This window comes from Burkholderia crassaminum (assembly GCF_964265005.1).
Classification (GTDB): domain Bacteria; phylum Pseudomonadota; class Gammaproteobacteria; order Burkholderiales; family Burkholderiaceae; genus Burkholderia.
On the sequence record NZ_OZ183799.1, the window covers coordinates 2,013,560 to 2,026,440 of the forward strand.

Annotated in this window: 15 protein-coding genes; 8 read left to right on the plus strand and 7 right to left on the minus strand. The window is 65.2% G+C overall.

Translation table 11 applies throughout. The features are described 5' to 3' along the window. Positions 1 to 293 precede the first annotated feature (293 nt). The 5 genes from ACPTTF_RS09250 to ACPTTF_RS09270 form a co-directional block, all read right to left on the minus strand. On the minus strand, positions 294 to 716 hold the full coding sequence (locus tag ACPTTF_RS09250) for an ExbD/TolR family protein (RefSeq protein WP_021160935.1): 423 nt from the start codon (positions 714 to 716) through the stop codon (positions 294 to 296). A 20-nt stretch (positions 717 to 736) separates the two neighbouring features. Next, positions 737 to 1,654: a MotA/TolQ/ExbB proton channel family protein gene (locus ACPTTF_RS09255; protein ID WP_423370995.1), complete on the minus strand. Its 918-nt coding sequence runs from the start codon at positions 1,652 to 1,654 to the stop codon at positions 737 to 739. 86 nt (positions 1,655 to 1,740) lie between these two features. Continuing rightward, positions 1,741 to 2,439 carry an energy transducer TonB gene (locus ACPTTF_RS09260; RefSeq protein WP_089425491.1) on the minus strand — a complete coding sequence of 233 codons (699 nt, stop codon included), beginning with the start codon at positions 2,437 to 2,439 and terminating at the stop codon, positions 1,741 to 1,743. A gap of 826 nt (positions 2,440 to 3,265) precedes the next feature. Continuing rightward, the gene (locus ACPTTF_RS09265; protein WP_122945468.1) at positions 3,266 to 3,751 is read right to left on the minus strand and encodes an aminoacyl-tRNA deacylase; all 486 of its coding nucleotides are present in this window, start codon (positions 3,749 to 3,751) and stop codon (positions 3,266 to 3,268) included. A 100-nt stretch (positions 3,752 to 3,851) separates the two neighbouring features. Next, positions 3,852 to 4,838: a cysteine synthase A gene (locus ACPTTF_RS09270; RefSeq protein WP_423370996.1), complete on the minus strand. Its 987-nt coding sequence runs from the start codon at positions 4,836 to 4,838 to the stop codon at positions 3,852 to 3,854. Between the two features lie 140 nt (positions 4,839 to 4,978). Here ACPTTF_RS09270 and ACPTTF_RS09275 point away from each other — a divergent pair, with 140 nt between their 5' ends. Further along, a complete protein-coding gene (locus tag ACPTTF_RS09275; RefSeq protein ID WP_208102223.1) occupies positions 4,979 to 5,467 on the plus strand; it encodes an adenosine-specific kinase in 489 nt (162 codons plus the stop codon). A 321-nt stretch (positions 5,468 to 5,788) separates the two neighbouring features. Next, positions 5,789 to 6,076, plus strand: a complete 288-nt coding sequence (locus ACPTTF_RS09280) for a YciI-like protein (protein WP_166964543.1) — start codon at positions 5,789 to 5,791, stop codon at positions 6,074 to 6,076. Between the two features lie 13 nt (positions 6,077 to 6,089). Here ACPTTF_RS09280 and corA read toward each other — a convergent pair whose 3' ends face one another. Then, entirely contained in the window at positions 6,090 to 7,067 is a 978-nt protein-coding gene (gene corA / locus ACPTTF_RS09285) for a magnesium/cobalt transporter CorA (protein ID WP_166964545.1), read from the minus strand. A 179-nt stretch (positions 7,068 to 7,246) separates the two neighbouring features. Here corA and cydX point away from each other — a divergent pair, with 179 nt between their 5' ends. Next, positions 7,247 to 7,393, plus strand: a complete 147-nt coding sequence (gene cydX / locus ACPTTF_RS09290) for a cytochrome bd-I oxidase subunit CydX (protein WP_166964546.1) — start codon at positions 7,247 to 7,249, stop codon at positions 7,391 to 7,393. After that, entirely contained in the window at positions 7,390 to 8,007 is a 618-nt protein-coding gene (locus ACPTTF_RS09295) for an AAA family ATPase (protein ID WP_166964548.1), read from the plus strand. Before cydX ends, ACPTTF_RS09295 begins: the two co-directional genes overlap by 4 nt. 96 nt (positions 8,008 to 8,103) lie before the next feature. Here ACPTTF_RS09295 and ACPTTF_RS09300 read toward each other — a convergent pair whose 3' ends face one another. After that, a complete protein-coding gene (locus ACPTTF_RS09300; RefSeq protein ID WP_085039114.1) occupies positions 8,104 to 9,204 on the minus strand; it encodes a saccharopine dehydrogenase family protein in 1,101 nt (366 codons plus the stop codon). 249 nt (positions 9,205 to 9,453) lie between these two features. Between ACPTTF_RS09300 and ACPTTF_RS09305 the strand changes: the two genes are divergently transcribed. The 4 genes from ACPTTF_RS09305 to ACPTTF_RS09320 all read left to right on the plus strand — a co-directional run bounded on the left by ACPTTF_RS09305 (position 9,454) and on the right by ACPTTF_RS09320 (position 12,881). After that, complete coding sequence (locus tag ACPTTF_RS09305) at positions 9,454 to 10,236, plus strand: hypothetical protein (protein ID WP_166964550.1); 783 nt, start codon at positions 9,454 to 9,456, stop codon at positions 10,234 to 10,236. A gap of 56 nt (positions 10,237 to 10,292) precedes the next feature. Then, positions 10,293 to 10,733 (plus strand): hypothetical protein, encoded by a 441-nt coding sequence (locus tag ACPTTF_RS09310; RefSeq protein ID WP_423370997.1) that lies wholly within the window; start codon positions 10,293 to 10,295, stop codon positions 10,731 to 10,733. Between the two features lie 82 nt (positions 10,734 to 10,815). Continuing rightward, positions 10,816 to 11,481 (plus strand): response regulator transcription factor, encoded by a 666-nt coding sequence (locus tag ACPTTF_RS09315; RefSeq protein ID WP_166964554.1) that lies wholly within the window; start codon positions 10,816 to 10,818, stop codon positions 11,479 to 11,481. After that, a complete protein-coding gene (locus tag ACPTTF_RS09320; RefSeq protein WP_423370998.1) occupies positions 11,457 to 12,881 on the plus strand; it encodes a sensor histidine kinase in 1,425 nt (474 codons plus the stop codon). Before ACPTTF_RS09315 ends, ACPTTF_RS09320 begins: the two co-directional genes overlap by 25 nt.

The window sequence follows — 12,881 nt, forward strand, 5'->3', positions numbered from 1 at the left end:
TCAGCACTTACGCAGATCCCATGCTTCGCGGTCGATCAGCGTTAGCGCTTCAGCACTTGCGCCGATCCCATGCTTCGCGGTCGATCAGCGTTAGCGCTTTAGCACTTACGCTGGCCCCATGCTTCGCGGTCGATCAGCGTTAGTGCTTCAGCACTTACGCCGATCCCATGCTTCGCGGTCGATCATCGTTAGCGCTTCAGCACTTACGCTGGCCCCATGCTTCGCGGTCGACCGGCATCAGTACGTCAACCCTTGCCGCCGGCCCCCTGCCTCACCAACGTTCCCGTGCACGACTATCCACCACGCGCGGGCGGCTCCGTAATGAACGACAGTTTCGCAATCCCCGCGCGCTCGCACATCGTGACCACCCGACCGATGAACTCGTAACGCGTGTTCTGGTCGCCCCGCACGTGGACGCTCGGCTGCGGCTGCTGCTGCGACACGTCCTTCAGCTTCGCGAGCAGTGTCTGTGCATCCACCAGCTGCTCGCCCCAGAAGAAATCGCCGTCGCGGTTCACCGCGATCTCGATGCTCTTCGGCGTTGTCTGCAGCGGCTGCACCGTCTCCTTCGGCAACTGAAGCTGGATCGTGTGCGTCACGACCGGAATCGTGATCAGGAAGATGATCAGCAACACCAGCATCACGTCGACGAGCGGCGTCGTGTTGATGTTGGCGATCACCTCGTCGCTATCGTCCTGCCCGACGTTCATGGCCATCGCGCGTCTCCGTCAGCCGATCAGTTCGCAAGCGATGCTGCTGCAGACGACGAGGACGATGCGCGCACCGGGCGCCGATTGCCGGCCAGCAGCACCGTGTGCAGTTGCGCGCCGAAGTTGCGAACCCGCTCCATCACCGACTTGTTGCGCCGGACCAGGAAGTTGTAGCCGAGCACCGCGGGCACCGCGACGGCGAGGCCGATCGCGGTCATGATGAGCGCCTCGCCCACCGGGCCCGCGACCTTGTCGATCGACGCCTGGCCGGCGATACCGATGGCCGTCAGCGCGTGATAAATCCCCCAGACCGTGCCGAACAGCCCGACGAACGGCGCCGTGGAGCCCACCGTGGCCAGGAATGCGAGTCCGTCCTGCATCCGGTTCGACACGTTCGTGATCGAGCGCTCGACCGAGACGTCGATCCACGTGTTGCGGTCCACCGCTTCCAGCAGCGCGTCTTCATGATGCTCGCCGGCCTCGATTGCCGTTTCGGCGATGAACCGGAACGGCGACGCCTCGTCGAGCAGCTTGGCGCCCTCGGCCAGCGACGGCGCGGACCAGAGCTGTGCGTCCGCCAGCTTCGCGCGGCGGTTGGCGCGCAACTGCTCCAGGAACTTCGTGATCATGATGTACCAGCTTCCCATCGACATGATCACCAGCAGGATCAGCACGAAACGGGCGACGAAGTCGCCGTTCTTCCATAGCGCACCGAGCCCGTACGGATTCTCGACCGCTACCGTTGCGGCCGGTGCGGGCGGCGGAGCCGGCTCGGCTGCGGCTGGAGCCGTGGTCGGCGCAGCCGACGGCGCCGCGGCCTGTGCCGATGTGTCGGCCGCGCCGCTTGCCTGCGCATGGGCGAGCTGCGGCGCAACGAACCCGTCGATTGCGGCGACGGACATCAGGATGCTTGCCGCCAGCGCGGCCATTGAACGCTTCGTCATACCCCACTCCAGTTATTTCGGTGAACTTAATACGTCAGTTCGAGATGGTTTTTCCCGGCCCGGTTCGCGCCGGGCCGCCCACTGCATCAATTCAGATTGAACGAGAACGGTACCTGGACCCGCACCGACTGGCCCTGCGCGACGCACTTGAATCGTTTCACGGTGTTGAAGGCAGCGCGATCGAGGATCGGGTCCGCCGACTGCGCCACGCGCTCGTTCGTGATGTTCCCTTCCGCATCCACGACGAATTCGATCGTCACGTCGCCCGTGATGTTGTTTTCCTGTGCTTCCTTCGGATACTGGATCGACGCGCGCAGCGTGTCCGAGTTCGGGCAGACGACCCCCACGTCATGGCTGACGGGCTTGGCGGGTGCCGGGGGCGCCACGACCGGTGCCTGCACGGCCGGCGCGGACGGTACCGGGGCCGACTGGTGCGTGATCGTCGCCTGCGGCGGCGCCTGCACCGGCACTTCCGGCGGCGGGACGAACGGCGGCGGCGGCGGCGCGAATTTCGGCGGCGGGAGTTTGACCACGGGCATCGGCGGTGGCGGCGGCGGCTTGACCGGCTCGATGATGCGGGTTTCGATCGGATGCTGGATCACCTGGACGACTTTCGTCGCCAGGCCGTTGAGCAGCGCGTAGATCAGCACTGCATGCAGCACCAGGACGATTCCGATGCCGCCGAACCGGCGTACCGGGTTCTGTTGCTTCTTGCCGAACTCTCGCGGACGGCCCAGCGTAGCCAGTCCGCTGTTCGATGTAGCCAGACGTTCTTCGACTTTCATGCCCACCATCCATCCCCCAAGCGATTCGCCCAGTTTCGGATTGCAGCCGACGGTGAAGCCAGGTCGGCATCACCACCGCATCAACCCGAACATTTCATTTCAAATTCAATTAGCAATCCGAATTGAAAGAATTACATTCGAATTCCAATTCATTCTTTTTCAAGGAATCGTTCCGGCCGGCGCGGCCCGGTGTGGTACCGGAAAACCACGCGCCTGCTCGTTCAGGCAATTGTCAGCTGAGCGGGCGGCACCTTGTAAGTCGCATGACGATTAGCCGTTCGTTACACGGTGATGTCACTGGTGCCGTTCACTTGGGTGCAGAAGATAGCAAGGAAAAAATTTGCGCGTCAAACTTTATTTGATGCCCGAATACAAAGTTTGGAGGGTTTATTCAAATAATATTACGGTAAGCACAAATCAAACTTTTATTATTAAAACGGTAATTGAATTGTATGGATATATGCAAAACCGGATATTAAGCCGCTTCAACATAAATAAAGGCGTATTTCCTGCACCGCACCAAAACGGGTCGTCCGGGAAGCGACCGGCTGGATGCGCACCCTCGCTTCGTCAATGCCCGCATCGGTCGCCAGGCGCGTCAATCGACCGCCTCGAACTGGCCGATATCGTCTCCTCAAAACGTCTGGCACGCGGAAGATATCCGGACAGTTAATCTGGAATGCGATGGAAATTTCAGGTTGACCAGCCACCTGAAAAAACCGGCATAGTATTTCGCACATCGAAACAACTAGCCGAAAATTCGACGATTGCCCCGACACACAACCCTGTCACACACGCACCGGCAAATGCCCATGCACCGCGCGCGTCAGGACTGCATGCCCTGCATCTTGTGCGAGAAATGCGCACGCTCGGCCGTCTCCATCAGCATCAGGAATTCATCCTGCATCATGTGGATCAGCGCTTCGTGGTCGCCGGCCTCGAAATAGACTTCCGGCTGCTGCGCGAGACGTTCCTCGAGAAACGTCTTCATTCCGTACGCCATGCAGACCGGCGGCAGCGCACCCATGTCGCAATCCTTGAACAGCTCGCGCAGTTCGACCTCGCGGGCAAGCACGAGATGGCGTCCCGTCTTCACCCAGAGATCCGACAGGCGCACGGCGTGCGTGGTCGGCAATACGGCGGCGACGTAGCCTTCGTCGTCTTCAAGGAGCACGGTTTTCGCGAGGCGATCGCCGGGAATATGCGCGGCGGCGGCCGTCTCCATGCTCGTATGGCTATAGGGGTGGTACACCACTTCGTACCGGGATGACTTCTGGCGCAGGCAATCCTGCAGGGTGGCAGATACAGGCATGACACACCTCGTCTGGGCGAATCGGGCGAACGGAGTTCGCTCCGGATTTGTTCAGCATAGGTCGCATTCGAGCCAATGGAAACGCCGCCTCGCCCCTTCCTCATTCGGGCGCCCGCTCCGGTTCCAACCCCTTTTCGCGCAGCCATTCGCGGTTGAAAAGCCGCGCACGATAGATGTCGCCGCGATCGCACAGCAAGGTCACGATCGTATGCCCGGGGCCCATCCGGCGGGCCAGCCAGACCGCCGCCGCGACGTTGATGCCGCTCGATCCGCCGACGTACAGCCCTTCTTCGCGCAGCAGCCGGTAGACCATCGTCACGCACTCCGTATCGTCGATCCTCACGGCGTCGTCGATCGGCGCGCCAGCCAGATTCGCGGTGACGCGCGTCGAACCGATGCCTTCGGTGATCGAGCTGCCTTCGGCGCTGAGGTCGCCCGTTTTCACGTAACCGTAGAGCCCGCTGCCGTGCGGATCGGCCAGCACGATCCGGATCTCCGGATTCTGCTCTTTCAGGTAGCGGCTCACGCCCGCCAGCGTGCCGCCCGTGCCGGTCGCACAGACGAACGCATCGACCGTGCCCGCCGTGTCGCGCCAGATTTCCGGCCCGGTCGTCTCGTAGTGCGCCTGCCGGTTCACGACGTTGTCAAACTGGTTGGCCCATACCGCGTTGTCGAGTTCGTCCGCGAGCCGTCCAGCAATTTTCTGATAGTTGTTCGGGTCACGGTACGGCGCCGCCGGCACCGGGCGCACGTCGGCACCGAGCGTGCGCAGGATCGCCATCTTGTCCGGTGATTGCGTATCGGGAATCACGATCACGCAGCGATAACCGCGCGCCGCGCAGATATGCGCAAGACCGATGCCCGTGTTGCCCGCCGTGCCCTCGACGACGGTGCCGCCCGGCTTCAGCGCGCCACGCCGCTCGGCGTCGCGGATGATGTAGAGCGCCGCGCGATCCTTCACCGAGCCGCCGGGATTCATGAATTCCGCCTTGCCCAGGATTTCGCAGCCCGTTTCCGCACTGAGCTTCGTCAGCCGGATCAACGGCGTGCGTCCCACGCAGTCGACGAAGCCGTGTCGCACGTCCATGTTGCCCTCCGTTGCATTCGCGCTCGCGCGCCCTACACAACGAAGGATAGGACGCGCCCGCGGCTTTCGACGCCGGCCGCCGCGTACTAAGCTTGGAGAGCCCATTGCGGCACGCGCCGCATCGCCAGACGAGGTCCGCCATGCTGCAATTGCAATCCGTTGCCATTGACAAGCCCGAGGCCGTGAATTTCATCCTCGGCCAGTCGCATTTCATCAAGTCCGTCGAGGACATCCACGAGACGCTGGTCGGCACCGTGCCCGGCATCCGTTTCGGGCTCGCGTTCTGTGAGGCATCGGGCAAGCGGCTCGTGCGCCGTTCCGGCACCGATGCCGAACTCGTCGAACTCGCGTGCCGCAACGCCCTTGCGATCGGCGCCGGTCACGCGTTCATCGTGTTCCTCGGCGACGGCTTCTATCCGGTCAACGTGCTCAATGCGATCAAGGCCGTGCCGGAGGTCTGCCGGATCTACTGCGCGACCGCAAACCCGACCGACGTGATCGTCGGGGAAACCGCGCAGGGGCGCGGGATCGTCGGCGTCGTCGACGGCTTTCCGCCGCTCGGCGTCGAGAACGACGACGACGTGCGTTGGCGCAAGGATCTGCTGCGCACGATCGGATACAAGGCTTAGGCGCGCGCCGCCGGGGCCGACGCGCCGCGCGTGCGGCACGTCCCCCGGGCCCTGCCCTGCAGACGTGACCGCATCATCGATGCGGATCTCGCCTCCCGGCCTTGCAGAACGAGATGAACAGGCGCGTGGATCAAAAGCACGAGCGCGGTCAGGATTCGAGGGCGCAAGATGTCTTGACCGTTAGTTGCAATTTAGAAGGCGAGAACACGCTTCTTGCTGCAGCGCGCTGGCCACCCGGCTGTCCTATACTGCCCGCAACAGACTGACCGAAAGCCGCGCCGGCACGACGGCCGCGGCCGCCAACCCTTCCCGGAGCAACGCATGCATTACCAGTTGATCTACGAACTCGTCGACGATTACCTGTCCCGTCGCGAACCGTACCGCGCCCAGCACCTCGCGCTTGCACAGGCCGCGACCGAGCGCGGCGAACTCGTGCTCGCCGGCGCGCTGTCGGACCCGGCCGACCAGGCCGTGCTCGTATTCGAAGGTGATTCGCCGGAGGCGGCCGAGTCGTTCGCGCGCGCCGATCCGTATGTGCAGAACGGCCTCGTGAAATCGTGGCGCGTGCGTCCGTGGCGCGTCGTGATCGGCAAGCACGCGCCGCGATAGGTGCGACGCAGGACTACAACCACCCTGCCCGCTTGAATCGCCACCACAGCGCGAAGTCGGCGACGACCATCGAGGCGATGCAGCCGTAGAAACCGTATTTCAGGTGCAGTTCCGGCATATTCGCGAAGTTCATCCCGTAGATGCCGGCGATCATCGTCGGTATCGCGAACAGCGCGGCGAACGACCCGAGCCGCTTCGTCACTTCGCTCTCGGCCAGCGAAATCATCCCGAGGTTGACCTGGATCGCCGTCACGACCATCTCGCGGCGCCCTTCGATCGTCTTCACGATCCGCTGCAGATGGTCGTACACGTCGCGAAAGTACGCCGCCATCCCGCTGCAGACCTGCGGAACGCGCCCGCCGGTGAGTTTCGCGAGCGGTTCGATCAGCGGCGCCGTGTGCTGGTACAGCATCACGAGGCGGCGCTTCAGCGAATAGAGATCCTCGATGATCGCGCGCGACGACGCGGGCGTGGCCTTCGCGAAGATGCGATCCTCGAGTTCCTCGAGCTCGGTGCCGAGCGTTTCGAGGATCGGGAAATAGCGGTCGACGACCTGGTCCATCAGCGCGTAGAACACGAACGCCGAACCTTCCTGCAACAGGTGCGGCTCGCGCTCGCAGCGCTTGCGCACGTCGCGGAAATCCTGCTCGGTATGGTTGCGGATCGACAGCACGTAGTTCGGGCCGACGAACACGTTCAACTCGCCCATCTTGAATTCGTCGTCATCGTCGAGCTCGACCGTATGCAGCACTGCGAACAGCGAATCGCCATACTCCTCGATCTTCGGCCGCTGATGCCCCTTGCGGGCATCCTCGAGTGCCAGCTCGTGCAGCCCGAACTCCTCGCCCATCAGGTCGATTTCCTCGGGTGTCGGATCCTTCAGCGCGACCCACACGAAGCATTCGGGCTTCGACACGTAGTCGCTGATGGCGTCGATATCGATGTCGGCCAGCTTGCGGCCGTCCTGGTATGCAGCACAGTTGATCAGCATGGTGTCCGTGATGTTGCGGTTTGCGCATCAGTTTACCGGTTTGCTGCGCGGGCAGCCCGGCTTGCGCGGCACGGCGATATTGGTCATGATCGGGCTGCGTGCGCCGCAGCACGCGCACCGGAACACTGCGGCACACACGCCGCACGGCCGTGCGGCCCAACCGTCAAGGAGACAGACCCATGTGGTATTTCTCGTGGATACTCGGCATCGGCGTGGCGCTCGGCTTCGGCATCATCAACGCGATGTGGCTGGAAGCGGAAGTGTTCTCGCGCGGCGACAAGCGCAACGGTGCGTCGAGCCCGCGGCCGGGGGGCAAGGTTTCGTGACACACCTGGTGTTCTTCTGCGGTCACGCCGGCACCGGCAAGACCACGCTCGCGAAGCGGCTCATCGGGCCGCTGATGCGCGCGACCGGCGAGGCGTTCTGCCTGCTCGACAAGGACACGCTGTACGGCCGCTACAGCTCGGCCGCGATGGGCGCGCTCACCGAGGATCCGAACGACCGCGACAGCCCGCTCTACCTGAAGCACCTGCGCGATCCCGAATACCACGGCCTGCTCGACACGGCCCGTGAAAATCTCGCGCTGGGCATCGGTGCGCTCGTCGTCGGCCCGCTGTCGCGCGAAGTGCGCGATCGCCGCATTCTCGACCGCGCATGGCTCGGCATCGCACCCGACGTCACGCTGACGGTCGTCTGGGTCCATACGTCGGAAGACGTCGCGCACCAGCGGATCGTCGCGCGCGGCAACCCGAACGACGCGTACAAGCTCACGCACTGGGACGAATACCGGCAGCGCCGATTCGTGCCGACCGGCCACGAATGCGACGGCATCGTGATGTTCGACAACACCGCGCCGTCCGACACCGACGTCGATACGCTGCTGTACCGCATCGCGCCGCCTCCGCCTGCGGCAACGATCGTCCCGCCGCTGCCGGCCTGAGCGCCGCACCTTTTTCGCTCCCCGCAAAAAACAACGCCGGAAGCGCTGCTGCGCTCCCGGCGTCGTACGGCCCTCGTGCCAGAGGCTGGCGGACGCTCAGGCCACCGCGTGCACGCGCTCCATCGTGCCGCCTTCGTACAGCTTGCCGAAGCGGTTCGACAGGAACGCCTTCAGCGAGACCTTTTCCTGCGGGATGAAACCGCTTTGCGGCAGCTTCTTCTCGCGGAACAGATCCAGCACCGCGCACATCGCGCCGGCCGTCGTGATCTGGATCGCGCTCATGTGCATCCCGCACACGTCCTTCGCGAAAATCTTGCGCGTGAACACGTCCTGCACCAGCTGGCCATCCTTCACGCCCGTCACCGTGATGAACACGAGCACGACGTCCTGCTTCGTCGACGGCACCGCGCGGCGCATGATCGACTTCAGCGTGTCGCGGTCGGTCGACAGGCGCAGGTCTTCGAGCAGGAACTGGACGAGGTCGCGGTGGCCCGGGTAGCGCACCGACTTGTAGTCGAGCGTCTCGACCTTGCCCGACAGCGTCTCGCACAGCGTGCCGAGGCCGCCCGACGTATTGAACGCTTCGTATTCGGTACCGTCGAGCGAGAAGTGCTCGAGGCCTTCGAGCGGCTGCACCCACTGCTTGCGGCCGTCGCGGATCGCTTCGCACGGCTGGCAGTATTCGTTGATCAGGCCGTCGACGCTCCAGGTCAGGTTGTACTTCAGCGCGTTGGTCGGATACTCGGGCAAGGCGCCTACGCGCATCTTCACGTCGCGCACTTCGCTGAAGCCGTTCACCAGTTCATGCGCGGCGAGACCGATGAAGCCCGGTGCGAGGCCGCACTGCGGCATGAACGCACGGTCCGAGCCGTCGGCCAGCTCGCGGATCGCGTGGGTCGCGCGCACGTCTTCGGTCAGGTCGAAGTAGTGGACGCCGGCAGCCTTCGCGGCGGCGGCGACGTTGACCGCGAGGTAGTAAGGCAGCGCGTTGACGAGCGCATCGAAGCCCTTCACTGCTTCGCGAATCGCGTTGGCGTCGGCCGAATCGACCCGTTGCGTCGCGATGCCTTCGCGCGAGAGCTTCGCGAGCGCATCCGCATCGCGGTCGAACGCGACGACTTCGTAGTCGCCCGTTTCACGCAGCATGTGAGCAATGGTGTGGCCGATCAGACCTGCGCCGACGATGGCGATTTTCATGCGCTTATCTCCTGATGATGGGTTTGGTGTTGTGGACGGCGTTGAGCCATGAACACAGTTTAGGGACGCGCAAAATCAGTTCCAAGACGAAGAATGATGCGAAACGACCGATAATTTCGACGTTACGACGACACATTTCGTCGAAACGTCGAAACGAGCGTTTTTCACCCGCTGCCGGCCCGCTATGGCTGGCCTAAGTCTCGCGATTCAGACTGCATGCCGACCACCCGATTGCCAAGGAGGCATCGCATGCAATCCCTGCCCGCCCATCGCACGCCGCACTGGCTGAACAAGGTGCCCGACGTCGCGCTGTCGTTCTGGATCATCAAGATCATGTCGACCACGGTCGGCGAAACCGGCGCGGACTTTCTCGCGGTCAACGCGGGGCTCGGCCAGACCGTCACGCGCGTCGCGATGGCGTCGCTGCTCGCGATCGCGCTGTGGCTGCAGTTGCGTACGCGCCGCTACGTGCCGTGGATCTACTGGCTCACGGTGGTGCTGGTCAGCATCGTCGGCACGCAGATCACCGACCTGCTCACCGACGGCCTGAACGTCAGCCTGTATGCGAGTACCGCCGCGTTTGCCGTCGCGCTCGCCACGATCTTCTTCGTGTGGCATCGCGTCGAAGGCACGCTGTCGATCGACACGATCGTCACGCCGCGGCGCGAACTGTTCTACTGGGCCGCGATCCTCTGCACGTTCGCGCTCGGCACCGCAGCCGGCGATCTCGCGACCGAGGCGCTCGGGCTCGGCTTCACGCTCGGCGCGCTCATCTTCGGCGGGTTGATCGCGGCCGTGTTCGTGATGTGGCGGCTCGGCGCCAATGCAGTGCTGGCGTTCTGGATCGCGTACATCCTGACGCGCCCGTTCGGCGCATCGCTCGGCGACCTGCTCACGCAGGCGCGCACCTATGGCGGGCTCGGCTTCGGCGCCGCATGGACGAGCCTGCTGTTCCTGACCGTGATCGTGCTGCTCGTCGCCGTCGCGCAGTTCGGCAGCGGCCCGCGCACGCGTGCCGGTACCGCCGAATGACGCCCTTTGCTTTCCGTTCTTTCCGTTCTTTCCGTTCACCGAATCGAGGACACGCCATGCGCATCCCCCATCCCGTTACCCGTCTCGCCGTTGCCGCGGCCACCATTGCGCTGTTGAGCGCCGCCGCCGGCTGCTCGAAGCAGCAGGATGCGAACGCATCGACCCCGTTGCCCGCCTCGGCTGCAACATCGCCCGCGGCGGCCCACGCATCGAAGCTCGGCGACCTGTCGCAGTTCCGCACGATCGCCGTCGACGTGAACACGCTCGTCGCCAAGGGCGACCTGCCCGGCGCAAAAACGCGCATCAAGGATCTCGAGATCGCGTGGGACGCAGCCGAAGCCGGCCTCAAGCCGCGCGCGGCCGCCGACTGGCACATGGTCGACCAGGAGATCGACCGGGCGCTCTCCGCGCTGCGCGCCGACCATCCGACGCAGGCCGATTCGGCCGCCGCGATGAAGAGCCTGCTCGCGGCCCTCGACCGGTTCAGCGGCACGTGAGGATCGCGGCAAGCGCACGGCACGTGACGCACGCGCGGGAATCGCATACGCTGGCGGCGTTTGCGCGGCACGGAGAACACGCATGCGAATACTGCTCGTCGAAGACGACCCGATGATCGGCGAGGCCGTCCATGCCGCGCTGAAGGATGCGTCGTACGCCACCGACTGGGTCACCGACGGCGTGCGCGCGTTGACCGCGTTCGCCGCGCAGCCCTACGACCTGGTCCTGCTCGACCTCGGCCTGCCCGGCCGCGACGGGCTCGACGTGCTGGCCGCCATCCGCGCGAAAGATGCCAGTACGCCGCTGCTGATCGTCACCGCACGCGACGGGCTGGACGATCGCTTGCGCGGCCTCGACGGCGGCGCCGACGACTACATCGTGAAGCCGTTCGAGATGGCCGAACTGCTCGCGCGGATTCGCGTCGCGATCCGGCGCCGGGCCGGTTCGGCCGCGCCGCTGCTGAGCAACGGAATCGTGTCGCTCGACCCGGCGACGCGCGAGGCCGCCGTCGACGGGCAGGCGCCGGTGCCGCTGTCGAATCGCGAGTTCTCGCTGCTGCGCGCGCTGCTGGTGCGCCCGGGCGCGATCCTGTCGCGGCGCGAGCTCGAAGATCGCCTGTACGGCTGGGGCGAGGAAGTCGAAAGCAACGCGGTCGAATTCCTGATCCATTCGCTGCGCCGCAAGCTCGGCAGCACCGTGATCAAGAACGTCAGGGGTGCGGGATGGATGGTTTCAAGAAACGTCTGAACGAATCGATCGGGTTCCGCCTGTCGGTCGCGCTGTCGGCCGCGATCCTGGCCGTCGCGATGGCCGCGGCCGCGTTCGCCTTTTCATCGGCATTCGACGAAGCGCACGAATTGCAGGACGACGTGCTGCGCGAGGTCGCGACGCTGCTCGATCGCCAGCGGACACCGTCGCTCCATGCCGCCGGCGCCGGGCCCGCACGTGAGAGCGACGAACTGTCGCGCGTGATCGTGCAGCCGCTCGGCGGCGCACCGCAGCCGGGCAGTGACGGCGCGCCGCGGCTCGCGCTGGCGCCGACGCTCGCCGACGGGCTGCATACGGTCGACGCCGGCGGCAGCACGTATCGCGTGATGGTCCGGACGTTCGCGAACGGCGAGCGCATCGCGGTCGCGCAGGAAACCGGCATGCGCGACGATGTCGCGCGCGAAAGCGCGTGGCGCACCGCGTTGCCGCTGCTGATCCTCGTACCGATCCTGTTGCTGCTCGTCGCCGATCTCGTGCGCAAGCTGTTCCGCCCAGTGGCCGCGCTGTCCGCCGGTATCGATGCGCGCGACGAGCACGACCTGCGCGCGGTGCCGGTCGATCGCGTGCCGGTCGAGGTACGGCCGTTCGTCGTCGCGATCAACCGGATGCTGGCGCGTGTCGCGCAATCGGTCGCCGCGCAGCGCCGCTTCGTCGCCGACGCCGCGCACGAATTGCGCTCGCCGCTCACGGCGATGTCGCTGCAGGCCGAGCGCCTGGCCGAGTCCGACCTGCCGGACGATGCGCGCGCGCGGCTCGCCGCACTGCGCGGCGGGCTCGACCGCAGCCGCCACCTGGTCGGGCAACTGCTCGCGCTCGCGCGGGCGCAAAGCGCGCCGGCTACGCCGCCCGGCGACGTGTCGGTCCATGCGGTCTATCGCCGCGTGCTGGAAGACCTGATGCCGCTCGCCGAAGCGAAAACGATCGACATCGGCATCGAAGACGGCCCGGATACCTCCGTGTCCGTCGACGAGCGCGAACTCACGTCACTGGTGATGAACCTGGTCGACAACGCGATCCGCTACACGCCGCCGGGCGGACGCGTGGACCTGTCGACGCAATGCACGGACACGCACGCGTGCGTGACGATCGCCGACACCGGGCCGGGCATCGCGCCGCACGAACACGAGCGCGTGTTCGATCCGTTCTACCGGGTGCCCGGCAACGCGCAGATCGGCTCCGGGCTCGGCCTGTCGATCGTGAAGATCGTCGCGGACCGGATGGGCGCCGACATCACGCTCGCCTATGCGGACGAATCGGAATCGGGCGGCTTGCGCATCTCGGTGCGGATTCCGCTTGCGCGGCCGCCCGGTGCGGCGCTGCCCGACAGCCGGGCCGATACGGCGGCGCAACACGCGCGGCGCGACGGACACCGCGCTTGA